Consider the following 25,781-nt stretch of genomic DNA (forward strand, 5'->3'; position numbering starts at 1 on the left):
GGCGCCTGCTTGAGTCACAGTCGCAATGATGACCTGCTCAGTCGCGGGCCAACGGCGGCATGCTGGAGCGCGCCAGAAATTGCGGGTCCCTGCGCCATTGGGTTGCCTGCTCGAACGCATAACCCAATGCCAATAACCGCGCCTCGCTCCAGGCTGGCCCAACAAACGACAAACCCACCGGCAAACCACGCACTTGCCCGGCCGGCACTGTCAGATGCGGATAGCCGGCCACAGCGGCCGGCGTTGAAAAACCGCCATTGCTGCTGTCGCCGTTGATGAAGTCGGTCAGCCATGCGGTCCCGCCCGTCGGCGCGACGATCGCATCCAGACCATGCTGAGCGAGTACGCGGTCCAATCCTTCGTCGCGAGACTGCGTACGGCACGTGGCCAACGCACGCTTGTACGCATCGCTGTCGAGATCGCCTAGCGCTTGAGCCTGAGTGAAGAGTTCCTGGCCAAAGTAAGGTTGTTCGAGATTGTGATGCGCGTTGTTGAAAGCCATCACATCGGCAAGATTGCGAACCTGTGCATGTGGCGCGAACGTATCCAGCCACAGCGGTAGATCATGTTTGAATTCATGCAGCAATACGGAGAGCTCTTCCTTGTCGTAACTGACTCGCGGCAAATCGACGGGATCAATCACGTCGGCGCCGAGCAGCCGCAGCTGTGCGATAGCCAGTTCGATCTGCCGGTCGACTTCGTCGTGGCCCGTGAAGAACTCTCGCGCGACACCAATCCGCGCGCCTTTCAACGCGTCCTTGTTCAAGGCTCGCAAGTAGTCGTCCGGTGCAGGCGCAACCGATGTTTGCGGATCGCGCGAGTCCGCTCCGGCAATCGCCGAGAGCAACAACGCCGCGTCGCGGACCGAGCGCGTAATGGGACCAGGCGTGTCCTGTGTGTGTGAAATCGGAATGATGCCGTCACGGCTTAGTCGGCTTGAGTCCGACCACCCCGCAGATCGATGCAGGAGACACAATTGAGCCGTCTGTCTCCGTGCCGATCGCCATGGCCACCAACCCCGCGGCGACCGCCGCCGCGGAGCCGGAGCTCGATCCGCTCGTGTTCCGGTCCAACGCATAGGGGTTGCGTGTCAGGCCGCCGCGCGCGCTCCAGCCGCTAGTCGCGCGTGTGGAGCGGATGTTCGCCCACTCGCTCAAATTCGTCTTGCCGATGATGACCGCGCCCGCTTCACGCAGGCGGCGCACGAGATCGGCATCGCGGGTTGCGCGAACGCCGTCGAGGGCGAGCGAACCTGCCGTCGTTGCCATCCTGTCGCCGGTCGCGATGTTGTCCTTGATAACGACGGGCGCGCCATGCAACTGGCTGCGGCGCTTGCCCTCGCGACGCTCGGCGTCCAGGGCGGCCGCGATCTGCATGGCGTCGGGATTCAGTTCGATCATGCTGCGCAACCGCGGGCCGCCCCGGTCGATCGCTTCGATGCGGCCTAGAGCATGACGCACGGCCTGCGTGGCGCTTGTCTCGCCTTGCGCGTTGAACGGCGAGTGCCTGGCAGGCACCGATGTCGGCAATGCGGCGCTGGCGCCTTTTGACAATACCCCGGCGGCTAATAAGCCAACTGATTCAAAGAATCTGCGTCGTCGCATGGAGAGGTTTGAATTGACGTTTGTGGTAGCGGTCCGAAGCTGGCGAGATTATCCCGCCAAAATTCATCCAACCGCTACCACTTCGCGTTGATCGACGCGCCGCCGCTCTCCCCGGCGGCGCGTCGGTACGACCCGGACCTTACTGGCCCGTATACCCGACCGGAACAGTCGCATTGGCCTTGGCAACCGTTGCGTTGTTCGAGACGATGTACTGCGGCACCTCGGTGAGGGTCAGCGTGACTTTGCCGTTGGTATAGGCCAGCGTGCTGATATTGCCGTAGCCATCGATCTTCGTCACATTGCCCGATGTACCGGCGCCGTCGACCTGAAGCGAATAGCTCGTCGAGTAGGTCTGGCTATAGAGGCCACTGCTCGCAGGCCACTGCGCGTTGCTATGCGCCCATGCGGCAGTCACCACCTTGCCGTTGCCAAGCTGCTGGAACGCATACGCATAGGTTCCAGACGGCGTACCCGTAACCCGGCCCAATGTGTTCGTGCCGTCCAGCGCACGTGTCATCGTCGCGAAGGCCATCGCTTCGGGTTTCGGCGAGAGGTTCGTTGCACCGTAAGCACCTTGTGCGTCGTTCAGGTCGAAGAACGAGCCATATCCCACTTCGCCCGGATAGTCAGGACCATAGAAAAGCGTCGTCAACTGCGCGCCACCGCCAAGCACAATGATGTGCGACCGCACGCCAACCGCAGCGTGGGCGAACAACTGGTTCTGCGACGGCACCGTGGGGCCGTAGTTGAGACCCGGATCGTAGCTCGTGCCTGCTTCGGTGAAGAAGAGCTTCATGTTCGGCTTACCCGCCTGCATCACCGAACGCAATTGCGTCATCTGATTGTCGAGTGCGTTCGCCTGGTTCGCCGGATCCGGATCGGAGTCCTGCAATTCCGGCGGATGTGCCGGATAAGTGCCCGCATTCCAGTAGCCGTGCGTCGAGACTGCGTCGATGTAATTCCACAGACCAAGCGCACCGAACTTCTGCAGATAGCCGGTGGTGCAGGTGTCGCAATTTGAAGGGAACGGATTGCCGGTACCCATCACGACGGCGTTCGGATCGGTCGAGTGAATGCCCTGATACGCGGCCTTGTACATCGCGACGAAGTTCGCGTCGCTATCCGCCCAGCCGAGGCTCGGCTCCCACGTCACCTGGTAATAGTTGCTTTGCTGGTTCGGGTAGTTCGCAGCGCGAATCAGGCTCGTATCGGTACCGACCTTGGCCATGAAGCTCTGGAACTCAGGCATGTTCGACGGCGCATAGTAGCTGTCGTTGAATTGGCCCGTCTTCGAATCCCATGCAGGCAGTCCATCGAGACGCACGATACGCATCTGATCAGGATTCGCCTTATAGAACGGATCGAGGTCGTTCACGTTCGGTGTGTACGTGTTGGGGCCATTGGGTTCCATGGCCGATACCTCGCGGTCGTCGATCGTCCACGAGATGCCCAGATCATGCAGCGCGGCGATGTTGCCGTTGAAGCCCTGCATGCCGAAGCGGTGCTGATCCTGATGGGCGTACGTTACCGTGCCCAGCACCGACGTGAGGTTCGGCAACACGCCGAACGTCGCAATACCCACTGGACGCGTTCCAGTGTTGGGCAACGTGCCGCCGTTCGAGCGCAGCGTCGCGGTAAGCGCGCCATAACCTGACCATGTCGACGTACATGGAATCGAATTGGTTTGCACACCGCTGCTGACCGCAAAACTACCCTGCGCCTTGATCGCGCCGGTCGAGTCCGCCACTGACCAGACGACCGTATCCGCGCTCGGCGCGTTCGTCGTAATCGCGAGCTTGAACGCTGCGTTGTTCTGGAAAATACGCATGCCGTCGGTGGTGGGCGTGTCGGCGCTGATCACGCCATTCGCGGTTCCGCCAGCTGTGTGTGTGGGCGTGCCGCACGAGAGGGTCGAACTGGACGGTGACGGAGTTGGAGCTGGCGTCGGTGTCGGCGTTGGCGTCGGTGTCGGTGTCGGCGTTGGAGTCGGCGTTGGGGTCGGAGCTGGAGCCGGTGTCGGCGTCGGAGTTGGCGTCGGAGTTGGCGTCGGAGTTGGCGTCGGAGTTGGCGTCGGAGTAGGAGTCGGCGCCGGAGTTGGCGTGGGTGCCGGAGCCGGCGTTGGGCTCGCGGCAACCGCTCTCACCCAACATGATTTGCCGTAGCCGTACGCAGGATCTGTCTGCGAGACCGCGCCGACATAGCATCCAACGCCGTTGCTAAAGGTGGCAGGGGCAGTCAGCATGACCGACGGCGAATTGGGCGGCACTGCGCCGAACACCACCGAGCCCGTTCCGAGGAATTTGCAGGTGCCGTTCTCTTGTGCGCACAACTTGTATTGCAGTCCTGCGACGGTGATGGTGCTCGTAGCAGCCTGCGCATTCTCCGCACCAAACCATGCAAACACCGTTGCTGCCGCAACTCCTAAAAGTTTGAAGTTTCTCTTCATTGTCCGTATGTATCGCTAAGAAGCAGGTTGTCCCCGAGGATTGAGCAAGATCGATCTAGCCGTCCCGCTTTGGCGTTCTTTGAGTACTGAGAGAGTTGAAGCGGCGAACGCGATGATCGCGTTCATTGCTGATGAAACTGGCGCTTCCGATGTGCCGGCAGCCACTGGCAGATACCGTCACGCATTCGAGCGCGCACTGAGCGTCGCCTGGCGGCAGCACGCCCAGCATCTTGATCTGTCATCCATTAAGCAATAATAATTACGGCATCCTTACTATTAACCAGGAATGTCTTGCGCGAAGTTCTATCAGTGATTGACGGCGAACCCGTTGTCCTCGATGTCAGTCGAATCAAATTCCGGGCGTGACGAGGCCTGTCGGAACCTAAAACTAATTAGGTTTCGAGCCCAATTCCCGAAAAGGAAAAGCTGTGAAAATCGCTGACAGGTAGCGTTAAAGTCGCTCGACTCGTTCGCAACCCATTTGTATGAGAGACGCTGGTCCAGCGCCGCGAAACCGCCTACCCACGCAAGCTTTACTTGATCGATGCCGTAGCCGGTGCGTGCCCGGCATTACTTACAGCCAGTGTTTTGGCAGACGAATTATAAACGTTTCATTCGTGTAACGTGGGCACGATCAGGGACGATAAGTAGTAGTTCAAAGAATCTTATGGGAAACGCTCCCAGCGGTTTTCCAAAGCAGCGCAAACGGAAAATCTCTGCCTCACCGGGCGCGGAAAACGCAGGTCTTTGACTTTCTCTCGAAGAAAAATAAATCGACTGGAGCAAATGATAACGCGGCTCGTTTTTATATTATTAATATCAATACGTTCACATAGCAAATGCAGTGACAGAGAGAACTGAACGATGCGAGTTCAACGAAGCGTGGAACGCGCACCGCATCTTTTCTCGTCTGATCATAGCCTCGAAGTGAGCCGATCAGGGCGTCCAACGATAAACAACAATGCTGGAACCGTTGTAGTTATCTTTCGTGATCACATACTCGCCGGCCGCTCTCAGGTATGCCCTCAGGCCATACATCGAATCCACATCGTTGCCCACATCTACTGTGCCCGCGCTCGAGTTGATCAAGGTCGTATCGAGGTTGCCCGTGGTGAGATTGAAGGCGTCGATGTTGGGCACCGTATGCACGTAGCCGACGAAAAGATAATTCCCCACGGCCGCGATCGACTTCGGATTGGCACTGGTGAGGTTGATCACCGGATTGGGCTTCGTGGTGTTGCCCGCGCTCCAGCCGTGATACACCTCGATCCTTGATTGAATCGCCGTCCAGTCCCAGCTCCCGGCGATGCCCTGCGCGAGAATCATGGTGTCGCTCTCCGGCAGATAGATGATGCGCGTCAACGGCCGGATGCTCTGCGGGATGGCGATGGCGATGCCCGGTCCCCAAGTCGGTTTGCCGCTGCCGTCGAAGCTGACCAGCGGGTAGTGATAGATGTGATTCGTTCTGTCCAGACCAGCCCACACGTCTCCCCTGCTATCGATGCAGAATCCGCCTGTGATCTGTCGCGTCGTATTGAACGCAGTGCCTGGAATCGACGCATCCGGAATCGCGATATAGCCGCTCGCCGCATTGAAATGATAGAAATAAAAGATGGCGGGGTTCTGACCGGAAGCGACGAGAATCCGATTTCCACCCACGCTCACGAGCTGACCGAAATGCTCGTCGCGCTGCGTATCGTTCATGTTCAGACGTGGATCGGACGGATAGCTGAACGGGTCGACGGTATTCGCGACGAAGGTGCCGCCCGCAGTGCCGGTGTAAATGTTAGTGCCGCCATAGAAGTAGGCACCATCCGTAACCGGGTCGGGTGCGGCGACCGCCTCGAAGTTGAGGGACTGAAGTTTCCATTGCAGATTGCCGGCGCTGTCATACGCATGGATGTCGGTGCCGCCGTTGCGGCCGAGGTCCCAGCCGCCGCCCCATGGATTGTTGAGCACATACAGGGTGCCGGCTGCGTCTTTGCCAATGCCGACAACACGAGTGAAGCGCTTGTCGCCAACCTGGCCTTTGATGCCTGCTGTACTGTCGAGATAGCCGCCCTGAATGCCGAACGTACCGACCAGAGTCGGTGTGCCCGAGATGTTGTAGAGCTTGATATTCATGTCGGGCCCCTGGTCGCCGACCATGAGCTGTCCTGATGACGCGTCGAAATACAGCGCGGACGGTCGTGATGTCGCGGGCATCTGGATAGTGTTCAGCGGAGCGCCGGCCGGACTGAATTCAACGATCGTGGCCGCGCTTTGCTGCGCTATCCAGAGATTTCCCGCGCCATCCAGAGCAAGCGCGCCGGGACCGGAGACCGTGATGTCCTGCTGCCACACGCCGTCGGTGGTATAGACGCGGACGCGATTGCCCGGAAAATCGCTCGCATAAAGGAGAGTGCCGGTCGTGGCGAGCCCGGTGATGACATCGGCGTGTTTGACGGCGTTCCAGGCGCTCACGGAGATGAGGACATCGCGTTTCTGAGTCGCGCGGTTGTAGCGTCCTACTGCACCACTGCCGTACACGGTGCTGTACTGCAAGGCGGCAAAAATCGATGTGGCATTCCCCGTGATGGCCCCACCCTGAAACTCGCTGTTGATTCCAATAGAACCGATGCTCTTGCCGTTCTGATAGATCGCGACGCCACCCTCGTTTTCATCCCATAGGGAAGCCGTATAGATCACGCCTTCAGGCGCGACCCACATGGAACGTGCACCGTTGCCCACGTGCGCGGCAAGCGTTCCGAATGTGTTCGCCAACCAATCGGTGGTGTATTGCGCCTGGCACACCGGCGCAACTACGGTGATCAGTACGCCAAGCAGTGCAGCACGAATTCGTTTCTTGAACATGAGTGATGCTCTCCTGACGGTTGTCGCTCGATAACAAAATCACCGTAAATCATCGAGTGAAACGTGAGAAATTCAGCAAGCATATTTATCGCCGGCTGTTCGCAAATTCGCGAGTATCGCTCAAGTTTTTGTCATTAAGGATCGCATACGCATAAGACCGGCAAGCATGACTAAAACAGAAGAACAATGTGCGTGGCACCGGCGTGCTTTGTGAGCTTCTGCGCGCTTGCCCAGTTCAAGAAGCAGGCGTCAGAACCTGACTGACTCGGGTTTCAGCATGTCCATAAACGCGCGCACTTTGGCGCTCAGCAAACGGCGCGAGCTATAAAGCGCCCAGATTTCCACGGGCGGCCCTGCCTCTGTGCCCCAACAAACGAGCCTTCCTGTCGATACATCGTGTTCGACCAGCAGTCGCGGCAGGAGCGCCGCGCCCACGCCTTGCAGCACGGCTTCACGCACCATCAGCAGCGATGACATCCGCAACACCGGCATCGGCTTGATGACCCTCTCACCGCCGTCTTCCATGCGCATGTTCCAGAGCAGGTCGGAATGCGCCGTTATCGATACGACCGCCGGCACCTGAAACTCGTCGGCTTCGCCTGCGGGCATCGACGGTATCGACAAAGTCGGTGAAGCGACCACGAGGCGCTCGTCACCGAGAATGCGCCGCCCAACGAGCTGCTCGTCACGCGGTGGATTGATACGGATCACCAGGTCGTAACCGTCCTCTACCGGATCCGCGACGCGGTCTTCCGCGATGATTTCGAGCTCGACCTGCGGATAGGCCAGTGCAAAGCGCGCAGCGATCTGGCATAGCAAGACATGCGCGAAAACGACCGGCGCGCTGATGCGCAAGCGCCCGCGCGGCACAGGCGCACGCGACGCGACCGCTTCCCCCGCCTCCTGAATCTCCGTCATGAGCCCCCGCGTGCGCTCGTGGAGTGCGAGACCTTCCTCGGTCAGACGCAGCCTGCGGGCGCCCCGCTCGATGAGCCGCACGCCGAGGTCTTCTTCCAGCTCGGCCACGCGTCGCGACAGCGTGGCTTTGGGACGGTCGAGCGCGCGACTGGCCGGCCCGAAGCCGCCATGCAGTGCAACGGCGTTGAAATCCGCCAGCGACGTCAAATCCATGATCGTTCCATATACGAGACGAGATGTCTCGATTCTGGCACTTTCGGCCATTCAATGGAACGACTATTGTTCGTCTCACGGACTCACCCAGTCCATTCAACCTCTGGAGAAAATCATGGCAATCCTCGTAACTGGCAGCACAGGCGTAATCGGCAAGCAGGTTCTCGACCATCTGAACGGCAGCGGCATCGAAGTGCGGGCACTGACCCGATCGCCGGAAAAAGCGCAATTCCCCGCCGGCGTCACCGCGGTCAAAGGCGACCTGTCCGACATCGACGCAGTACGGCGCGCAATGAGCGGCGTCAGCACGGTGTTCGTGCTGGCCCCCAACGCCGCGGACGAACTGACACAGGCACTGCAGACGCTGAGCATCGCGCGGGAGGCCGGTGTGAAAGGCATTGTTTATCTATCGGTTTTCAAGGGCGCGGAGTATGTCGACGTGCCGCACTTCACCGGCAAGCACACGGTCGAGCGCATGATCGAACATTGCGATCTGCCGGCGACGGTACTGCGCCCCGCCTATTTCATCCAGAACGACGTCAGGCAGAAAGACCCGCTGCTGACGCACGGTGTCTACGGCATGCCGATTGGCGGCAAAGGGATTTCCATGGTCGATGTCCGCGACATCGGCGAAGCCGCGGCACGCGAACTCCTGCGCCGCGAGCGCGCCGCCAATCCGCTACCGCGTGAGACGTACGAACTCGTCGGCCCTGATGCGCTGACGTCGGAAAGCATCGCTGCGATCTGGGCCGAGGCGCTGGGACGGTCGGTCCGCTACGGCGGCGACGATCTTGACACGCTCGAACAACGTCTCAAGGCGGTCGCGCCAGGTTGGCTCGCCTACGATATGCGCCTGATGATGCGCCGGTATCAACAGGACGGCGCAGTCGCTTCGAAAGCGGAAGTCGATCGTCTGGCTGCGCTGCTCGGGCGGCAGCCGCGATCCTATCGGGACTTCGCTGTTGCCACGGCCGCAGCGTGGGTGAAGGGCTGATCAAACATGCTGGGGAAAAAAGGAAGACGTGCGTTCAGCGAATGTGGCTTCCGAAAAGCCCCAGCAGCCCAATCACGATCAGGTAGATCGCGACGATGTAGTTCAACAGGCGAGGCACGACAAGAATCAGAATGCCTGCGATCAATGAAACCAGCGGACCGGCATTGGTGAGCATATGCATGATCGTCTCCTCGCTCCTCGTGCGCACGCAGCACAGCCGTCAATGCCCTTTGCAGAAAACGGCTGTGAGAAAAAGTGGAACGACGTCGCGAATGGCCGCATCGCTGCCGGCCTTTCGTACGCTTGCCTCGACCGCCGCGGCAGAGCCGGTCACCACCACGCCGTACGTCGGCGGCGTAACCGGCTGGCCTGTGCCCTGTTTGAAGATGGGATCGTTTTGCTCATACCCGAAGACGGCATAGACATGAAAGCCAAATGCCGTCAGGTTGCTGCCGTTCGCGGGACGAAATGCGTTGACGGAGTTCGCTTCAATACGCATTGGCTTGGCATCGATCGACTGCTCGTCCAGCAGCGGCGCAATGAAATCATGCGGGCTCGACTGGCAGTCCAGTTTTGCATCGAGCGCATAGGCATTGCACACGGCTGCAGAGAATCCCACGCCCAGCGACGGAATGGCGATCAGCATGCGGAGAACGGACAGTTTCATCGTAGTAGCGCGATCGTTCTGCTGGATTGCCCGCAAAGCTCGAGGACATGAGGCAGCAGATCGTTGAGATCCCAGAATCGTACGGCTGACCCGGCAAGTCTGTACGGTGACGCTCAGATCGGCCAAGGCAGAAACGTACTGCACACGGTGTCCCGTATGCCCCAACGCCACGTGGCGTTCACTGGAGCAGATAATAAATCACAACGAAAATCCGCATACGCCTGCACAACATCTGTGCAAGTCGAAACTGGCGCCGGCAAAGGTTGTCGCGCCGATTGAATCCGCTGCGACGTGGCTCCGGCATCGCAACGTCCGGCACTGCCCAGACCAGCGGCGCCCCGCTCCCTGCTATGCTTCACACGAAGTCGGGCCGCCGCGCCGGGCCAGGATCCGACGCACGGGGCTATCGGCTTCCCGCGCGCTAAACGCCATACACCCATGACCAGTTCCTCTCACTACGACCTGCAATCGCTGCGCCTTTTCATCGTCGTGGCAGAACTCGGCAGCCTGACAAAAGCGGCTGAGCGCACCTGCATGACGTTGTCAGCAGTCAGCAAACGCATGGCCGACCTGGAGCGCAGCATCGATTGCACGCTCATGCTGCGGCAGCCGCGTGGCATCGAGCTGACCGCCGCCGGCAAGGGTCTGCTCGCGCACGCCCGGCAAGTCGCCGACCGCGTGAACCGCATGGCCAACGAGATGAGCGACTACGCCGCCGGGGTGCGCGGCCACGTGCGGGTCTGGGCCAACACGTCGTCGGTCATCCAGTTCCTGCCTCACGACGTGCAGGCGTTTCTCTCCGATAACCCCAGCGTGAAGATATCGCTCGAGGAGCGCTTGAGCGACGAAATCGTCGCGGCGATCCGCAGTGGCGCCGCCGACATCGGCATCTTTGCGGACAACGTGCTGGCGCCAGGTATCGAGAAGGCCGTTTATCGCCAGGACAAACTCGTGCTGCTGGTGCCGAGCGGCCATCCCCTTGCGCCCCTCGAAGAAGTCGCCTTCGCCGATACGCTCGACTTCGAGTACGTCGGCCTGAACGAAGGCAGTTCACTGCTCGCGCGGCTGCTCGATGCCGCATTCAGCGCGGACCGGGCCCTCAAGCTGCGCATCCAGGTGCACAGCTTCGACGGCATCTGCCGGATGATCGAGCACGGTCTCGGCATCGGCATATTGCCCGAGGGCGCCGTACGCACCGAAATTCTCGCGACGGGCCTGCGCGCCGTGAACCTCACCGATGCGTGGGCGCGTCGCACCTTGTGGATCGGCACGCTGTCGCGCGAAACACTGTCGCCCGAAGCGCTACGTCTCCTCGACTTCATGTCCGGCCGAACAAACAGTACCGACGGTTAAACGCGCCGACCCTTTCCAGAACGGAAAGGGTCGTTGAGAATCCATTGATTTTCAGCACGCGCGGGTTGTCGCAAAGTGAGCGTCAAGAGAACGACGTTTGCAAGGAGACAACCATGACGAAGCCGCTGGAAGGCGTTCGCGTGCTTGAAATGGGCCAGCTCATCGCCGGCCCTTTCGCTGGAAAAATGCTCGCCGAGTTCGGTGCGCATGTCATCAAGATCGAACCACCCGGCACAGGCGACCCGCTGCGCAAATGGCGCTTGCTGCATGACGGCACGTCCGTCTGGTGGGCGGCGCAATCGCGCAACAAGGAATCCGTCACGCTCGATCTTCGCTCGCCCGAAGCTCAGGACGTGGTTCGCCAACTGGTCGCGCAAAGCGATGTGCTGATCGAAAACTTTCGTCCCGGCACGCTCGAGAAATGGGGCCTCGGCTGGGAAGAACTGCATGCACTGAATCCCGGTCTCGTGATGCTGCGCGTGTCCGGCTATGGGCAGACCGGCCCCTACCGCGACCGCCCTGGCTTCGGCGTCATCGGCGAAGCGATGGGCGGCTTGCGGCATCTGAGCGGCGAAACCGACCGCACACCGGTGCGCGTGGGCATCTCCATCGGCGACTCCCTCTCCGCCTTACACGGCGTGATCGGCATCCTGCTCGCGCTGCGCCATCGCGACCAGAACGGCGGTGCGGGCCAGATGATCGACGTCGCGCTCTACGAGTCGGTCTTCAACATGATGGAAAGCCTGCTGCCCGAGTACTCGGCGTTCGGCGCCGTGCGTCAACCGGCGGGCAGCAGCTTGCCCGGGATCGCACCGTCAAATGCGTATCGCTGCAGCGACGGCAAATATGCGCTGATCGCCGGCAATGGCGACAGCATCTTCCGGCGTCTGATGGAACTGATCGGCCGTCAGGATCTGGCCGACGATCCCGCACTCGCTCAAAACGATGGCCGCGTAAAGAACGTCGAGCGGCTGGACGCCGCGATCGCCGAATGGACCCTCCGCCGCACGCTTGACGACGTGCTCACTGCACTCAACGAAGCCCGCATTCCCGCTGGAAAAATCTACGACGTCGCCGACATTGCGAGCGACCCGCACTACCACGCACGCGACATGATCCTCGACGGCCAGCTCCCTGACGGCACGCCCGTGCAACTGCCCGGCATCGTCCCGAAGCTGAGCGCGACGCCGGGTACGGTGAACACCCAGGCGCCCACGCTCGGCCAGCACACCGACGAGGTGCTGGAAAACCTCGGCATCGACACGACGACCCGCGACGCCTGGCGCGCCCGCGGCATCATCTGAACAGGAGCACGGCATGAGCAGCAAGCGTCTGTATATCCAGGAAGTCGCCACCCGCGACGGCTTCCAGAATGAGGCCAGGTTCGTCGACACCGACGCCAAGATCGAACTGATCGATCGTCTGAGCGCGTGCGGTTACGCCAAGATCGAAGTGACTTCGTTCACCTCGCCGAAAGCGATTCCCGCCTTACGTGACGCCGAAGCGGTCATGCAACGGATCGCGCGACGCGAAGACGTCGTCTATACCGTGCTCGTTCCGAATCTGCGCGGCGCCGAGCGCGCGCTGTCGTGCGGCGTCGATGAAGTCAATCTCGTGATGTCGGTCAGCGAGAGTCACAACCGCGCGAACTTGCGCATGAGCCGCGAGCAGTCGTTTGCGCAGCTGCGCGACGTGATCGGCGTGGTCAGGCAAACGAAGGTCGCGATCAACGTGTCGCTGTCCACGGCGATGGGCTGCCCCATGGAAGGCGATATTGACCGGGCTGAAGTGCTGGAGTGGATGCAGCGCTTTGCCGATCTCGGCGTGCATGGCGTGACGTTGTGCGACACCACCGGCATGGCCTACCCGTCACAGGTCGGCGCGCTATGCGCCACCGCGCGCGAGCGCTTCGCCGCGCTCGAACTCACGCTGCATTTTCATAACACGCGTGGCATGGCGCTCGCCAACACGCTCGCCGCGCTGGATGCCGGCATCGACCGCTTCGATGCGTCGCTCGGCGGTCTCGGCGGGTGTCCTTACGCGCCGGGTGCTACAGGCAATGTCTGCACTGAGGAACTGGTGCACATGCTCCAGCTCGACGGCTACGACACCGGCGTGGATCTCACCGCCGTGCTATCCGCCTCCGCCCTGCTTCCTGGACTGATCGGCCACGACGTGCCGAGCCAGTTGCTCAAGGCCGGGAGACGCCTGGACCTGCACTCGATGCCTTGCAGCGCCGCTGACGGCCTGCCGGAACAACACGCATTTTCATAAGGAGCAGGACGTGGCACTCATCGACCACCTCGATCACTTCGTACTCACCTGCGTCGACTTCGCTGCAACGAAGCGGTTCTACACCGAAGTCATGCAGATGCAACTCGAGACGTTTGGCGCAGGACGTATTGCCTTTCGCTTCGGCAATCAGAAAATCAACGTCCACGTGCGTGGCGCCGAATTCGAGCCCAAGGCCCATGTTCCCGTACCGGGTGCGCTCGACCTGTGCTTCATCGCCACCGTGCCGCTCGACGAAGTGATTGCGCATCTCGGCCGTTGCGAATGGCCAATTGTCGAAGGTCCAGTGGCGCGCACCGGCGCCACGCAGAAGATTCGCTCCGTGTATGTGCGAGATCCCGATCTGAATCTGATCGAGATTTCCGAGCTGATGGACTGATGGAATGACACCCTGCTATCAACGATCCCGCGATTTTCACGTGATGTTCGGCGAACTGAACAGCGTGGCTTTGCGGCCCACGCTACCCAAGGTGGGGGTTCAATGAACATCGTTCTGCTCGACAGCGGCACGCTGCCCACGCCGCTCACCGCGCCGGCCTGGGCGAGCGAATGGTCCGTTCGTCCGGCCACGCGCGCCGCCGACGTGGTCCATGCGCTCGAAGACGCCGCCATTGCGATCACGAACAAAGTGCCCATCTGCGCTGCCGATCTGAAACGACTGCCAAAACTGCGCTTTATCTGCGTAGCCGCAACGGGTTTCGATTGCATTGATATCGACGCCTGCCGCGAGTCAGGCGTGATCGTGTCCAATGTGCCGGGCTATTCGGCACAGAGCGTCTCCGAGTGGGCGCTCGCGTCGATCTTCGCGTTGCGGCGCAACCTGTTCGCTTATCGTGAAGCCGCTCGAGTCGCGTGGCCGGCGTCGCCGCATTTCTGCGTGCACGATGCGCCGATTCTCGACATCGCCGGTTCGACGCTCGGCATTGTCGGGCGCGGTGCAATCGGCAATGCGCTTGCACGACTGGCACGCGCGGTCGGCATGAACGTGATGTTTGCGGAGCACCGTGGGCGGCCGACGATTCGCGAAGGCTTTACACCATTCGACGACGTGGTGCGATCCGCCGACGTTCTCTCGCTTCACTGCCCGCTTACCGAATCGACTCGCAACCTTATTGACGCGCCCACGCTTCACGCCATGAAACGCGGCGCGCTGCTCGTGAACAGCGCGCGCGGAGGTCTTGTCGATTCGGCGGCGCTGGTCGAGGCGCTCATGAGCGGCCACCTCGGCGGCGCCGCGCTCGACGTACTCCCGCAGGAGCCGCCCGATCCGCATGAGCCCCTGCTCGCCTGTGCGCATCCCAACCTTATCGTCACCCCGCACATCAGTTGGGCGGCGACGCATGCCGCGAACCGGCTCAATGCAGGTATCGAAGCCAATCTCGCTGCGTTCCATACGGGCGCGCCGATCAACGTGGTGAACGGCGCATAAGCCGACCCAAAAGCAAAGAAACGGAGACAAACATGAACACCAGGAATCTGCACGTGAGCGGCAGTGCGACCGCGCATTCGCGCATTGCTTCACCCGAACCGAGCGCGTCCGACGATACGCACGCCCTTCATACCAAAGCCACGACGCTGGGCGGCTGGATGGACAACATGCCTGCAGGTTCGCTGCACCGATTTGTGGTGTGGGTCATCGGTATAGGCTTGTTCTTCGACATGTTCGAGATTTTTCTCGTCAGCTCGATCGGGACGGCGTTGCAGGGGGAATACGGCATCGACAGACACAGCACGGACTTCAAGCTGCTGCTGGCCTCGGCGTTTATTGGCATGTTCTTCGGTGCATTTTTTCTCGGCAGCATGGCCGACCGCATCGGCCGTCGCAAGGCCTTCCTGTTCAACCTGATCTGGTACAGCGGCTTTTCGCTGATCGGCGCATTCTCGGTCAACGCCGAGATGCTGGTGATCTGCCGCTTTCTCACCGGCATTGGCGTAGGTGCGATCTATCCCGTTGCCGACAGTTTTTTGTCCGAGATTTTGCCCAAAGAACGGCGCGGGCGAATGGCTGCATGGGCGTACACCACCTCGTATGTCGCCGTGCCACTGGTTGGATTTCTGGCGCTTTGGCTCAACCCTCTGCACTTCGGCGCGGTGGCTGGCTGGCGCGTTATTCTGGTGATCGGCGGCCTGGGCGCGGTGCTGGTTCTGTTCGTGCAACATAAGCTGCCCGAAAGCCCGCGCTGGCTACTGGCGCAAGGTCGCGTCGAGGAGGCTCATGCGATGCTTCGGCGCTTTGCCGCCAGTGCCGGCGTGACCGTTTCGGTCATCTCGCCTGAAACCACCGTCAAGCGCAGTCCAATGAACTTGGGCGAGCGTATTGCGTTGCTGCGCCGTGCTCCCTATAACAAGCGCTACCTGATGCTGACCATCTTCCATCTGCTTCAGGGATTTGGCTACTATGGTTTCGGCACACTCGCCAGCACGGCGGTGAAAAGCCGTGGCTTTGACGTGACGGACGGCACGCTTTTCATTGCACTGTCGTTCCTCGGCTACCCAGTCGGATCGCTGCTTTCGATTCCGCTGCTCAACTGGATAGAACGCCGCACACTGGTTATCGGCGCCATATTGTCCATTGCGATCTTTGGCCTGGGTTTTGCCTATTCCAACAGTTCGGCGCTGATTGTTGTCTTTGGCGTGTTGACAACATGTGCGTCGAACGTGTTCAGCAATGCGTATCACGTCTATCAGTCTGAGATCTTTCCGGCCAGCGTGCGCTCAACTGCCATCGGCAGTACTTATTCGTTGTCCCGCATCGTCAGCGGCATGCTGCCTTTCGTCTTGCTCCCCGTATTGAACCAGCAGGGAGCGGGCGCTATGTTCGGCATCATCGCCGCTGCGCTGATAGTCGTGGCTATCACGGTGCGAATCTTTGGACCTCGCACTACACGACGCAGCCAGGACGAAATCAATCCGGGTTAAACCGCTCGTCTCGTGTTTCGAGTGTGCTCGGCGCGTACCGCTTCATTCCGGAAGGCGGCGCGCCGATCAACGTCAGTGGCAACGGTATTGCGTCGACGCGCGTCGCTTCCCCGCCCAGCCGTCTTCACATTGGGCCGTAAGGAGCGACGCACATCGACCATACATCGACGTCAGGAAAGGTGATGCACTTCCTGCAGGCCATAAACCGGCGTCGCAATTCCCTCCATGCGCGCCTTCAATTGCAGCGATAAGTATTGGGAGTAGTGGCGCGACTGGTGCAGGTTGCCGCCATGAAACCACAAGGCAGGCTGTTGCGTGGGCTTCCACATGTTGCGTTGCTCGCCTTCCCACGGCCCCGGGTCTTTCGTCGTATTCGAACCCAGCCCCCACACCTTGCCCACTTTGTCCGCCACTTCACGCGAGATGAGATCGGCGGCCCAGCCGTTCATCGATCCGTAACCGGTTGCATAAACGACGAGGTCCGCCTCCAACTCAGTGCCGTCGCTTAGCAGGACAGAGTGCTCTTTCAGTTCGACCACATCCACGCCACTCTTCAGCTTGATCCTGCCGTCCGCCACGAGGTCGGCAGCGCCAACGTCAATGTAGTAACCGGATCCGCGCCGGAGATATTTCATGAAGAGCCCCGAGTCGTCATCCCCGAAGTCGAGCATGAAACCGCGCTTTTCCAGACGCGTGTAGAACTCCGCGTCGCGCTCTCTGATCGCATCGCATACGGGCTTTTGAAACGTGTGCAGGATCTTGTACGGGATCGATGCAAACGTCAAATCGGCCTTCGACGTCGTCATGCCAGACGCTACCGCGCGCTCGGAATAAAGATCGCCGAGAGCAAGTTCCATCAGCGAATCTGACTTCACGATATGCGTGGACGAACGCTGAACCATCGTGACGTCGACACCCGCTTCCCACAACGCCGCGCAAATATCATGCGCCGAATTGTTCGCGCCGATCACCACGACTTTCTTGCCCTTGTACGCATCGGGTCCCGGATGCTTCGACGAATGATGCTGCTCGCCCTTGAACACATCCATGCCTTTGAACGAGGGGATATTCGGCTTACCCGACATGCCGGTGGCAAGCACAAGCTGCTTTGGCCGCAGCGTCAGCGTCTCGCCGTCGTGCTCGACCTCGACCACCCACTCCGCCTTCGCTTCGTCATAGCGCGCGGACTTACAAGTAGTCGATCCCCAATAGTTCAACTCCATGACCTTGGTGTACATCTCGAGCCAGTCGCCGATCTTGTCCTTGGGCGTGAAAACCGGCCAGTTATCCGGAAACGGCAAGTAAGGCATATGGTCGTACCACACCGGATCATGCAGACACAGTGACTTGTAGCGGTTGCGCCACTGGTCGCCAGGACGGGGATTCTTATCGACGATGATCGTCGGCACACCTAGTTGCCGCAGACGCGCGCCAAGTCCAATCCCACCCTGCCCGCCGCCCACGATCAAACAGTAGGGTTGCTCCGCTCGGCCCAGCGTCTGCGCTTCGGCTTCGCGACGTTCCTTCCAGCTCGTGCGGTCCATGCGCGCGCCATGTTCCGCACCCATCGGACGACGGTTGCCCTTGGGTTCCTCATGCCCTTTCAGCTCGCCCATGGTGGTCAACAAAGTCCAGATCAGGCCATCCTTCACGCGGATAAAACCGCTGCCGCGGGCAACTTCCGTTTCGAAGGTGATCCACGCCTGGGCCAAACCGTCGGCTTCGGTCGGCACTTCATTTTCGGCGATCCGCAGCCTGGTCGGCTTGACGGCGCCGAGTTGTGCGTCGAGCATGGCGCCGATCTGGTCCCGGCCCTCCATGGTTTTGATATTCCAGGTGAACGCAACCAGATCGCGCCAATAGCACTCAGGCTGAAACAACGCGACGGCCGCAGCGGTATCACCGCGTTTAAGCGCCGATTCCAGGGATTCCAGAACATTTCCGATAATCTTGCTTGCATTATTTTCAGGCATGGTTGCTCCTCCATTCGATACGGATTGGTGAAACGTCGAAGTAATACGCGGGTTCTTTGCCCGCTGGATAAGCGTGGACCGCTAGCGCCGATGAGGCGGGACTATGCCGAACTTCGCGATCCGTCTGTAAAGCGTCGCGCGCGAGATGCCCAAGGTTTTGGCTGTCTCGTCCGGATGCCATTTCGCATCCGTCAGGGCGGCGACGATGCGGTCGCGCTCCAGGGCGTCGATATCGGTGAGTGTGGGTTGTGCCTGAGGCGCGGGATTGCGGGGCTTCGATACAGGTTGCCGTTGCGCACGAATGACGGGCGGACGAACGCGAGCATAAAGCGGTGAGCCGTTGCCCACGAATTTGATCGAAACCATGTCGCGACCAGGCCTGACATCCAGAAGACGCTCGGCACGGACATCGAATAGCTCGGAAACAGGTCGTGGCAGCCGATCGAGGCCTGGCACGCACTCTTTTGCCCGGCGATTTGCCGCGACTGCGTTTCCGTGCGCATCGAAAGCGATCAGAATTTCCGGCTGGGCCTCCACGTAATGACGATTGCGGTGCGCCAGCAAAACCCAGTAATGCGTGGTGGCGTTGAGAAAGAAGCTGTCTTCGATCAACACCGCGCTATGACGCACGATATGGTTGATCAGACGCTGGCTTTCCCGTTCGTCAGGCGAGCGAATCGCAGAGGCGTCCAGCACACCGATCAGTTCGCCTTCCAGCCCGAAGATCGGCGAAGCGCTGCAGGTCAATGTGGTGAAGGCAGCGCGAAAATGATCGGTCTTATGAACCGTGATCGGTTGCGAATCGAGCAACACGGTCGCAACGCCGCAGGTTCCCTCTTCCTGCTCGGACCAGCAGGAGCCTAGATACAATCCTGCTCGTTTGAAGTCGTGGCGCCGATCCCGGTCAACGCGATAATCGATCGTCACGCCCTGCGCATCGGTGAGCATCACGCAGTAGTCCGCTTCGCGAACCGTCTCATGCAGACGTGAGAGGCATTCGCCTGATGCGCGCAAAACCGATTCTTCCCGATGCTGTACGTCGCGCAGTTCCGGCGCGCTCAGAATCCGCGGCCCCTTTGTCAGGCCTGGATCGAGATGATATTGCTCGAGCGAGCGCCAATACGACGAAGTCAGACGCGTAGCATCGCCGCCGCGATCAGGCATCCGGCCTTCGATCAACCTGCGGATCCGATCGATGTGTCTCACTTGCGGAACATAGGGCATGAATGTCTCCGGTCGGCTCGGCGCGCATCGTCATTCAGTGGCACGCTTAGGATGACTTTTAACATGCGGGTTCCGGAACAGCACATTGCAGTGCACCATCATTCCGGATGAGACTTTTGTCTCAATCATTCTGTTGTTGTGGGGCCTGAGCGCAACTCGATTTCCTGAGCGAAGAAAACGGGAATGCGTTACGCCCACTGCTAGAATACTTGCCTTTTTCCTTGGAGACGCACATGTCCTGGTTCATCTATGAAGTGCCCGAATACAACGAAGACGGGGCGCGCATCGAACCGTTCAGCGACCTGCGTAGCCGCGTGCTGAAAGTAAGTGGTCAGGCAATGGTCGACGAACTGGAAAGCGTCCGCGAAAACGCCGCGACCACGGCGAACACGCCCGCCCACCCACTGCGCACCGCGGAAAATCCTCACGTATTTCCGATCCCGTATGCCGACTCCATGATCCTGGTCGGGTTCATCTTCGAACTGAAACGGGAGTCCCGGCAACTGGTGGTGTCGCCCGTGGAAATGCCCTGGCTGAAAGACGCGTAAGACACGCTATTGGGGTTAAAAACAGGCGCGATCAGGTGCGTTTAGCCAGATACGCGTCGACCAGTTCGAGCAGTCGTTCTCGCCCGAAGCTCCCGTCGTGCCCGGCGTGAACCACTTGCACGGGCAATTCGCGCAGCCGCTTCATGGTGCGCACATAGGTCGGAATATCCGCGCCGCCGATCTCATCCAGTAGCGGGCCGTCGTAGATCGCATCGCCCGAGAACAGCGTGCCGGATGCCGCTTCCCACAGGCCAATGCTGCCCGGTGAGTGGCCGGGCAGATGCAGCACTTCAAAATGCCGGTTACCGAGATCAACGACGTTCCCTTCCTTGACGATCTCCGTGACCGTTGCGGCTCGCACGTGATAATCGGACATCGAGTAATCGGCGCTGGGTAGCGCCGTGATCAGATCACCGTCGAACGGATAGCCTGCTTCGCGATACCGGCGAATGGCTGCATCGCCCAGTACCGATGCCAGCAAGGTGCCTCGCTCGCGTGGCGCACGCAAGTTGTCTGCCTCCAACTCATGCACCAGCGTGTGTTCGAACTCATGATGTCCGCCGATATGGTCCGAATGCGTATGCGTCGCAACGGCGGTGACGTTCTTCTGCAGCAGGTGCTTCGCGGCATCCTGAAGACTGGCGATGCCCATCCCCGTGTCGATCATCAGATCCCGGTCACGGCCGCGCACATGCCAGATATTGCAACGCATCAGCGGGACGACATGCGGTTCCCAAAGCAGCGTGATGTCGTCGCTGATGCGTTTGAGTTCGAACCATCGGTCGGCAATGGGTAATCCGGTCATGCGAGGCGCTCCGCGAGTGAGAGTCGTTACTCTGACACACTCCGCGTCAATGAGCGACGGCGTTCGCATCCATCCACATCACTTCCCAGATATGGCCGTCCGGGTCTTCAAAACTGCGGCCGTACATAACACCGAAATCTTGCGTCGGGGTCGGATCGATCACCGTGCCGAAGGCCTTTGCCTTGCCGACTATGTCGTCGACTTCAGCGCGGCTGTCAGCCGTGATGCAGATCAGCACCTCACTCGTCGTGCGTGCGTCGGGAATCGCCTTGGTCGTGAACTGCCGGTATTTATCGTGGGTCAGCAGCATCGCGTGGATGGTGTCGCTCAACACCATGCAGGCCGCCGTGTCGTCGGTGAATTGCGGATTGTTGGTGAAGCCGACCGCCTCATAGAAGCGCTTCGACGCGGCCAGATCATGCACCGGGAGGTTCACGAAAATCATCTTGCTCATCACTGTCTCCGTCAAGGAATGTGCGAGTCGCGATCTGGCTCGCCACCGTGTTAGTATCTGAAATATATCTTAGTCAAATGTATCTCGATGTCAAGATACATTTCGTCGAGAGGAATTGACGATGGACCGCGCTGAGATTGCCGTTGAACAATGGGCCCGCGAACGCCCCGATCTTCCGGCTTTGCCAATGGCCGTGTTCGGCCGGCTGTCCGATGCCGCCGAACGCGTGATGAATGATCACATGAATCCGCTGTTCGCCGAAGCGGGGTTGCAGTCGGGCGAGTTCGACGTGCTCGCAACGCTCAGACGCTCGGGCGAACCCTACATGCTCTCGCCAACCCAGCTCTACGAAGCCGCGATGATCTCGTCGGGCGGCATGACCAATCGCCTCGACCGTCTCGAACGTGCCGGGCTGGTCGAGCGTCGTCCCGATCCCAACGACCGTCGCGGCAAGCTGATCGCGCTCACCGATGCCGGCAAACAGGTGATCGACGAGACGATCGGCCGCCATGTCGCGAACGAGGAGCGACTGCTTTCCGTGCTGACTCCGGTCGAACAGGAAAAGCTCAACGCCTTGCTCAAAAAGCTGATCGCCGGGCTCTAGCGTCGCCGTGCAAGATCGGCAACAGGTGAATTCATGGCCACAATGAAATTCGATACCGTCGTGCTCGGCGCGGGCATTGTCGGCGTCTGCGTTGCCGTGCATCTCCAGAAACGCGGCCGCAGCGTCGCCCTGGTCGACCGCAAGCAACCCGGCAACGAAACGTCGTTCGGTAATGCCGGGTTGATCCAGCGCGAAGGCGTGTACCCCTATGCCTTGCCACGCGACCTCGGGACCTTGCTCCGTTACGCGCGCAACCAGTCGCCGGACGTTCGCTACCATGCCGACGCCATAATCAGGACCGCGCCATTCCTTTGGCAATACTGGCGCAATTCTCATCCGGCCAAACATGCGGCTATCGCGAAGTCGTACGCGACGCTGATCGAGCATTGCGTGGACGAGCACCGCACGCTGGCCGCCGCGGCCGGTGCGAGCGCGTTATTGCGCCCCACCGGCTGGATCAAGGTGTTTCGCACCGAAAAAGCATGGCACGCGGAAATCCGGCTCGCCGAACGGTGGCATCGTGAATATGGCGTCGAGTTCGAATCGCTGGATGCTGGCCACCTGCAACAGAAGGAGCCCGATCTCGACAAAGCGCTGTCAGGCGGCTTGCGCTACCCGGCATCCCATTCCGTGAGCGACCCCAATGCGCTTGTCACCGCCTACGCGAACTATTTCGAAGCGCTCGGCGGACAGTTTTTCATCGGCGATGCGGACTCGTTTCGTGAGGGTTGGGCGGTCGATACCCAAGCGGGAACGATCACGGCTTCATCGGCGGTAGTCGCATTGGGGCCGTGGTCGGATCGCATCAGTGCGCGGCTCGGTTATCGCTTGCCGCTCGCCGTCAAACGCGGGTACCACATGCATTACGCGCCCGAGGGCGGGGCTCGCCTGAATCATCCGGTTCTGGACGTCGAGACGGGCTACGTGCTGGCGCCCATGGCAAAAGGCATCCGCTTGACCACGGGAGCGGAGATCGCGCACTGCGATGCGCCCAAAACACCCACGCAGCTCGCCGCGGTCGAGCCGATTGCGCGCACGCTGTTTCCATTGGGCAAGCGTCTTGACCATGAACCCTGGATGGGCCGGCGCCCCTGCACGCCCGACATGATGCCGATCATCGGGCCGGCGACACGTCATAAAGACTTGTGGTTTGCTTTTGGCCATGCGCACCACGGGCTGACACTAGGCCCGGTGACGGGCCGGCTGATCGCCGAGATGATGACCCACGAGGAAACGCTCGTGGACACCCAGCCGTTCCGGGTGGAGCGGTTCTAGCGCCTGGCCGCGCAGCGAGCGGCCGATATCACCGTGTTCGGACCGAATACCCCCGCCACCGGCGTTGCAACGCTATTTTTTCCGGCGCCCACAATATTCCTGATCGTGATCCGTCTACAGACGTATGGAACCGCCGCGCACCCCGAAATCGATGATCGAACGAGACACGGACATCACTGCAACTGTGTTGCGTGAGCGTACGAAGCTCGGGAATTTCATCCGGCGTCGCGTGCACGATCAGGGCGAGGCTGAAGACATCCTGCAGGATGTCTTTCACGAGTTCGTGCAAGCCTACCGCCTCCCTGCGCCGATCGAACAGGTGAGCGCGTGGCTGTTCCGCGTGGCGCGAAACCGCATCATCGACCGCTTTCGCAAGCGCCGCGAGCAACCGCTCGCTGAAATGGCCGACGACACCGATGACGTCGAGTATCGACTGGATCTTGCGTTGCCGGCAACGGACGCCGGTCCCGAAGCCCTCTATGCAAGATCGGTGGTACTGGAAGCCCTGCAGGAGGCGCTCAACGAATTGCCGGCGGATCAGCGCGACGTGTTCGTCGCTCATGAACTGGAGGGGCGCAGCTTCAAGGAGCTCGCAGCCGAGAGCGGCGTTGGCGTGAACACGCTATTGGCACGCAAGCGTTACGCGGTTCTGTATCTGCGCGTTCGCTTGCAAGCCGTGTATGACGAACTGGATATCTAAAGGAGCAGATAGATGAGATTCAAACTGAGATGCTTCGGCAAGGCACTGCTGGTTGTGGTGGGCATTGTCGTGCTGGGATGGATGGTGATGACGCTATGGAATTGGGTTATCCCGGCGCTCTTCATCGGTGGCCGTGCGATCGATTTTCCGCACGCATTGGGCCTGCTGATTCTGAGCCGGATTCTGTTTGGCGGATTCCGGGGGCGCGGCGGTTGCCACGGACGCCGGCATTGGCGCCGGTGGGAACGGATGACGCCCGAAGAGCGCGAAAATTTTCAGAAGAACCTGTCGTCCGTTGACGACAAGCGTCCGGAGGATCGCACATGAGCACCGCGTCGACATCCACATGCAAACAGGACCCGGGCGTCATTGTTCCCGTGGTTAGTCTGAAACGGTGCGAAGGCAAAGGCGATTGCGCGGTAGTCTGTCCCGAGAACGTTTTCGAGATCCGCCGGATCGATACGGACGACTACCAGCAATTGGGCACGCTGAACAAATTCAAGCTGCGCGTGCACGGAATGAAGGTCGCGTACACGCCAAACGCCGATGCGTGCCGGGCTTGCGGCTTGTGCGTGACCGCGTGCCCCGAACGTGCCATTACGTTAGCCAGGATTGGGGCGAAATAACGTGGCGTATTGCTTCACATCGTTCAGACAGACGCACAACGTTTTCGCCCACGTTGCCCATGGGCTAACGTTGTGTGTCGTACAGCCGGTCTGGAACAAAGAACGCGGTGACGCCGCTTAGAAAGAAAACTCCACCGACCACCAGAAATCCGATACCAATAGAGAACTGGGTGGCAAGGTAACCAATAATAATCGGGGCGGCGCCCGAGCAGAAACGACCGATGTTATAGGAGCCGCCCACGGCGGTTCCACGGATGGCTGTAGCGAAACTCTCGGACATGAAGGTGCCGATCGTCCCCAGCGGCACACCATACAAAAATCCGAAGGCAAGCATCAGGTACACGATGTTGTCGCGCGTATGCCAGAAAATGATCACCGGCAGAAAGAGCGCGGCACCCACGCAGCCAAGCACATAAACACCACGCCGACTCCAGCGGTCACCCAGCCATCCCGCAAAGATCTTGCCGATGAAGGCGACCACGTACGTGCCAATCATGTATCCGGCCATTGCACCGAATTTGATGTGCAGTTCCTTTTCCAGGTAGGTCGGCAACCAGTTGTTCAGACCGTAAAAGCCGGACAGTGCGAATAACGAAGCCAGGGTCCACAGAATGAACAAGGTTCGCGACTGCCGGTTACTGAAGATCTGATAGTAGCGGTTGGTGCGATGCCCACGGTCGCCCTTGCGGCTGGCTGCGCGGCTCGCCTGCCATGCCGCCGGCTCAGGCACGGCAAATTTTATCGCCAGCGCCAGCAGCACAGGAATTGCCGACACGTAGTAGAGCGTGCGCCAGCCATAGTGCGGCAAAATCCAGTTGCTAAGCGAAATGACAACGATATAGCCTGCGGAAATGCCGGTTTGCAATACGCCCAGAATCAGTGAGCGCCGCTCAGTGGGAACGTATTCGGCAACCAGCGTGGTGACCAGCACCATGCAGCCGATGCCCAGGGAACTGATAAACCGCACAACCGCAAATTCCAGAAAGCTGTGAGTGAGACCCAGCAGCCCTGCTCCGAGCGAAAACAGCGCCAATGCCCAGACCACGACACGCACCCGCCCCAGGCGATCACTGGCCCAGCCGCCGAGAATGCCGCCAATGGCCATGCCAACCAGGGTCAAGCTGCCCAACGCCCCCGCTTCGACATTGCTCAAACCGAATTCGTCCTTGATTCGAGTGAGCGTCAAGCCGTACATCATCACGTCCGCGCCATCGGCCAGTAACGCGAGGTAGCCCAGGACGAAGACAAGCACCCAGGTGTTTTGGGACTCAGCAGATCGGGTCAGGGTTGTTCTTGTATGCATTGGATCGTAG

The 25,781-nt window shown here is 60.2% G+C and carries 26 protein-coding genes and 1 pseudogene; 16 read left to right on the plus strand and 11 right to left on the minus strand.

The genetic code is table 11. The annotated features are described in order from the left end of the window. Positions 1–37 precede the first annotated feature (37 nt). Both R8871_RS03070 and R8871_RS03075 read right to left on the minus strand, forming a co-directional pair. A pseudogene (locus tag R8871_RS03070) lies at positions 38–1,604 on the minus strand (amidase). 139 nt (positions 1,605–1,743) lie between these two features. Further along, a complete protein-coding gene (locus R8871_RS03075) occupies positions 1,744–3,465 on the minus strand; it encodes a hypothetical protein (RefSeq protein ID WP_246287327.1) in 1,722 nt (573 codons plus the stop codon). 62 nt (positions 3,466–3,527) lie between these two features. Between R8871_RS03075 and R8871_RS38375 the strand changes: the two genes are divergently transcribed. The 3 genes from R8871_RS38375 to R8871_RS03080 all read left to right on the plus strand — a co-directional run bounded on the left by R8871_RS38375 (position 3,528) and on the right by R8871_RS03080 (position 4,306). Then, entirely contained in the window at positions 3,528–3,683 is a 156-nt protein-coding gene (locus tag R8871_RS38375) for a hypothetical protein (RefSeq protein WP_246287328.1), read from the plus strand. Positions 3,684–3,844: 161 nt separating this feature from the next. Beyond that, positions 3,845–4,069 (plus strand): hypothetical protein, encoded by a 225-nt coding sequence (locus tag R8871_RS38380; protein WP_246287330.1) that lies wholly within the window; start codon positions 3,845–3,847, stop codon positions 4,067–4,069. 93 nt (positions 4,070–4,162) lie between these two features. Further along, positions 4,163–4,306: a hypothetical protein gene (locus tag R8871_RS03080; protein WP_175048988.1), complete on the plus strand. Its 144-nt coding sequence runs from the start codon at positions 4,163–4,165 to the stop codon at positions 4,304–4,306. 680 nt (positions 4,307–4,986) lie between these two features. Here the strand turns inward: R8871_RS03080 and R8871_RS03085 are convergent. After that, positions 4,987–6,903 (minus strand): SMP-30/gluconolactonase/LRE family protein, encoded by a 1,917-nt coding sequence (locus R8871_RS03085; protein ID WP_175048989.1) that lies wholly within the window; start codon positions 6,901–6,903, stop codon positions 4,987–4,989. 249 nt (positions 6,904–7,152) lie between these two features. Continuing rightward, positions 7,153–8,034, minus strand: coding sequence for a LysR family transcriptional regulator (locus tag R8871_RS03090; RefSeq protein WP_175048990.1), 882 nt, complete (start codon positions 8,032–8,034; stop codon positions 7,153–7,155). 115 nt (positions 8,035–8,149) lie between these two features. Between R8871_RS03090 and R8871_RS03095 the strand changes: the two genes are divergently transcribed. Continuing rightward, a complete protein-coding gene (locus tag R8871_RS03095) occupies positions 8,150–9,028 on the plus strand; it encodes an NmrA/HSCARG family protein (protein ID WP_175048991.1) in 879 nt (292 codons plus the stop codon). Between the two features lie 34 nt (positions 9,029–9,062). Here the strand turns inward: R8871_RS03095 and R8871_RS03100 are convergent, their stop codons facing one another. Both R8871_RS03100 and R8871_RS03105 read right to left on the minus strand, forming a co-directional pair. Continuing rightward, a complete protein-coding gene (locus tag R8871_RS03100) occupies positions 9,063–9,209 on the minus strand; it encodes a DUF3096 domain-containing protein (protein ID WP_093637406.1) in 147 nt (48 codons plus the stop codon). Between the two features lie 39 nt (positions 9,210–9,248). Next, positions 9,249–9,674, minus strand: coding sequence for a hypothetical protein (locus R8871_RS03105; protein WP_246287332.1), 426 nt, complete (start codon positions 9,672–9,674; stop codon positions 9,249–9,251). Positions 9,675–10,133: 459 nt separating this feature from the next. Here R8871_RS03105 and R8871_RS03110 point away from each other — a divergent pair, with 459 nt between their 5' ends. From R8871_RS03110 to R8871_RS03135, 6 genes are all read left to right on the plus strand, one after another. Beyond that, positions 10,134–11,048 (plus strand): LysR family transcriptional regulator, encoded by a 915-nt coding sequence (locus R8871_RS03110; RefSeq protein WP_175048992.1) that lies wholly within the window; start codon positions 10,134–10,136, stop codon positions 11,046–11,048. Positions 11,049–11,161: 113 nt separating this feature from the next. After that, on the plus strand, positions 11,162–12,352 hold the full coding sequence (locus tag R8871_RS03115) for a CaiB/BaiF CoA transferase family protein (RefSeq protein WP_175048993.1): 1,191 nt from the start codon (positions 11,162–11,164) through the stop codon (positions 12,350–12,352). A gap of 13 nt (positions 12,353–12,365) precedes the next feature. Next, positions 12,366–13,322, plus strand: coding sequence for a hydroxymethylglutaryl-CoA lyase (locus tag R8871_RS03120; protein WP_175048994.1), 957 nt, complete (start codon positions 12,366–12,368; stop codon positions 13,320–13,322). 10 nt (positions 13,323–13,332) lie between these two features. Continuing rightward, on the plus strand, positions 13,333–13,719 hold the full coding sequence (locus R8871_RS03125; protein WP_175048995.1) for a VOC family protein: 387 nt from the start codon (positions 13,333–13,335) through the stop codon (positions 13,717–13,719). Between the two features lie 102 nt (positions 13,720–13,821). Further along, complete coding sequence (locus R8871_RS03130) at positions 13,822–14,769, plus strand: D-2-hydroxyacid dehydrogenase (RefSeq protein WP_175048996.1); 948 nt, start codon at positions 13,822–13,824, stop codon at positions 14,767–14,769. Between the two features lie 32 nt (positions 14,770–14,801). Continuing rightward, positions 14,802–16,259 (plus strand): MFS transporter, encoded by a 1,458-nt coding sequence (locus R8871_RS03135; RefSeq protein ID WP_175049964.1) that lies wholly within the window; start codon positions 14,802–14,804, stop codon positions 16,257–16,259. 170 nt (positions 16,260–16,429) lie between these two features. On the opposite strand, the gene R8871_RS03140 is transcribed toward R8871_RS03135, so the two are convergent. Beyond that, positions 16,430–18,232 (minus strand): NAD(P)/FAD-dependent oxidoreductase, encoded by a 1,803-nt coding sequence (locus R8871_RS03140; RefSeq protein ID WP_175048997.1) that lies wholly within the window; start codon positions 18,230–18,232, stop codon positions 16,430–16,432. Between the two features lie 81 nt (positions 18,233–18,313). Continuing rightward, positions 18,314–19,456, minus strand: coding sequence for a sigma-54-dependent Fis family transcriptional regulator (locus tag R8871_RS03145; protein WP_175048998.1), 1,143 nt, complete (start codon positions 19,454–19,456; stop codon positions 18,314–18,316). Positions 19,457–19,689: 233 nt separating this feature from the next. On the opposite strand from R8871_RS03145, the gene R8871_RS03150 reads away from it, so the two are divergent. Further along, positions 19,690–20,004 carry a helicase gene (locus R8871_RS03150; RefSeq protein ID WP_175048999.1) on the plus strand — a complete coding sequence of 105 codons (315 nt, stop codon included), beginning with the start codon at positions 19,690–19,692 and terminating at the stop codon, positions 20,002–20,004. A 31-nt stretch (positions 20,005–20,035) separates the two neighbouring features. On the opposite strand, the gene R8871_RS03155 is transcribed toward R8871_RS03150, so the two are convergent. Further along, positions 20,036–20,809: an MBL fold metallo-hydrolase gene (locus R8871_RS03155; protein ID WP_175049000.1), complete on the minus strand. Its 774-nt coding sequence runs from the start codon at positions 20,807–20,809 to the stop codon at positions 20,036–20,038. A 46-nt stretch (positions 20,810–20,855) separates the two neighbouring features. Further along, entirely contained in the window at positions 20,856–21,263 is a 408-nt protein-coding gene (locus tag R8871_RS03160; protein WP_175049001.1) for a VOC family protein, read from the minus strand. Between the two features lie 121 nt (positions 21,264–21,384). On the opposite strand from R8871_RS03160, the gene R8871_RS03165 reads away from it, so the two are divergent. The 5 genes from R8871_RS03165 to R8871_RS03185 all read left to right on the plus strand — a co-directional run bounded on the left by R8871_RS03165 (position 21,385) and on the right by R8871_RS03185 (position 24,468). Further along, positions 21,385–21,867, plus strand: a complete 483-nt coding sequence (locus R8871_RS03165; RefSeq protein ID WP_175049002.1) for a MarR family winged helix-turn-helix transcriptional regulator — start codon at positions 21,385–21,387, stop codon at positions 21,865–21,867. 42 nt (positions 21,868–21,909) lie between these two features. Next, the gene (locus R8871_RS03170; RefSeq protein WP_175049965.1) at positions 21,910–23,142 is read left to right on the plus strand and encodes an NAD(P)/FAD-dependent oxidoreductase; all 1,233 of its coding nucleotides are present in this window, start codon (positions 21,910–21,912) and stop codon (positions 23,140–23,142) included. 124 nt (positions 23,143–23,266) lie between these two features. Continuing rightward, complete coding sequence (locus tag R8871_RS03175) at positions 23,267–23,842, plus strand: RNA polymerase sigma factor (RefSeq protein ID WP_175049003.1); 576 nt, start codon at positions 23,267–23,269, stop codon at positions 23,840–23,842. 12 nt (positions 23,843–23,854) lie between these two features. Continuing rightward, a complete protein-coding gene (locus tag R8871_RS03180; protein WP_175049004.1) occupies positions 23,855–24,169 on the plus strand; it encodes a hypothetical protein in 315 nt (104 codons plus the stop codon). Further along, entirely contained in the window at positions 24,166–24,468 is a 303-nt protein-coding gene (locus R8871_RS03185) for a 4Fe-4S dicluster domain-containing protein (protein ID WP_175049005.1), read from the plus strand. Before R8871_RS03180 ends, R8871_RS03185 begins: the two co-directional genes overlap by 4 nt. A 64-nt stretch (positions 24,469–24,532) precedes the next feature. Here the strand turns inward: R8871_RS03185 and R8871_RS03190 are convergent, their stop codons facing one another. Next, the gene (locus R8871_RS03190; protein ID WP_175049006.1) at positions 24,533–25,771 is read right to left on the minus strand and encodes an MFS transporter; all 1,239 of its coding nucleotides are present in this window, start codon (positions 25,769–25,771) and stop codon (positions 24,533–24,535) included. Between the last annotated feature and the right edge of the window lie 10 nt (positions 25,772–25,781).

This window comes from Paraburkholderia sediminicola (assembly GCF_902859805.1).
GTDB lineage: Bacteria > Pseudomonadota > Gammaproteobacteria > Burkholderiales > Burkholderiaceae > Paraburkholderia > Paraburkholderia sediminicola.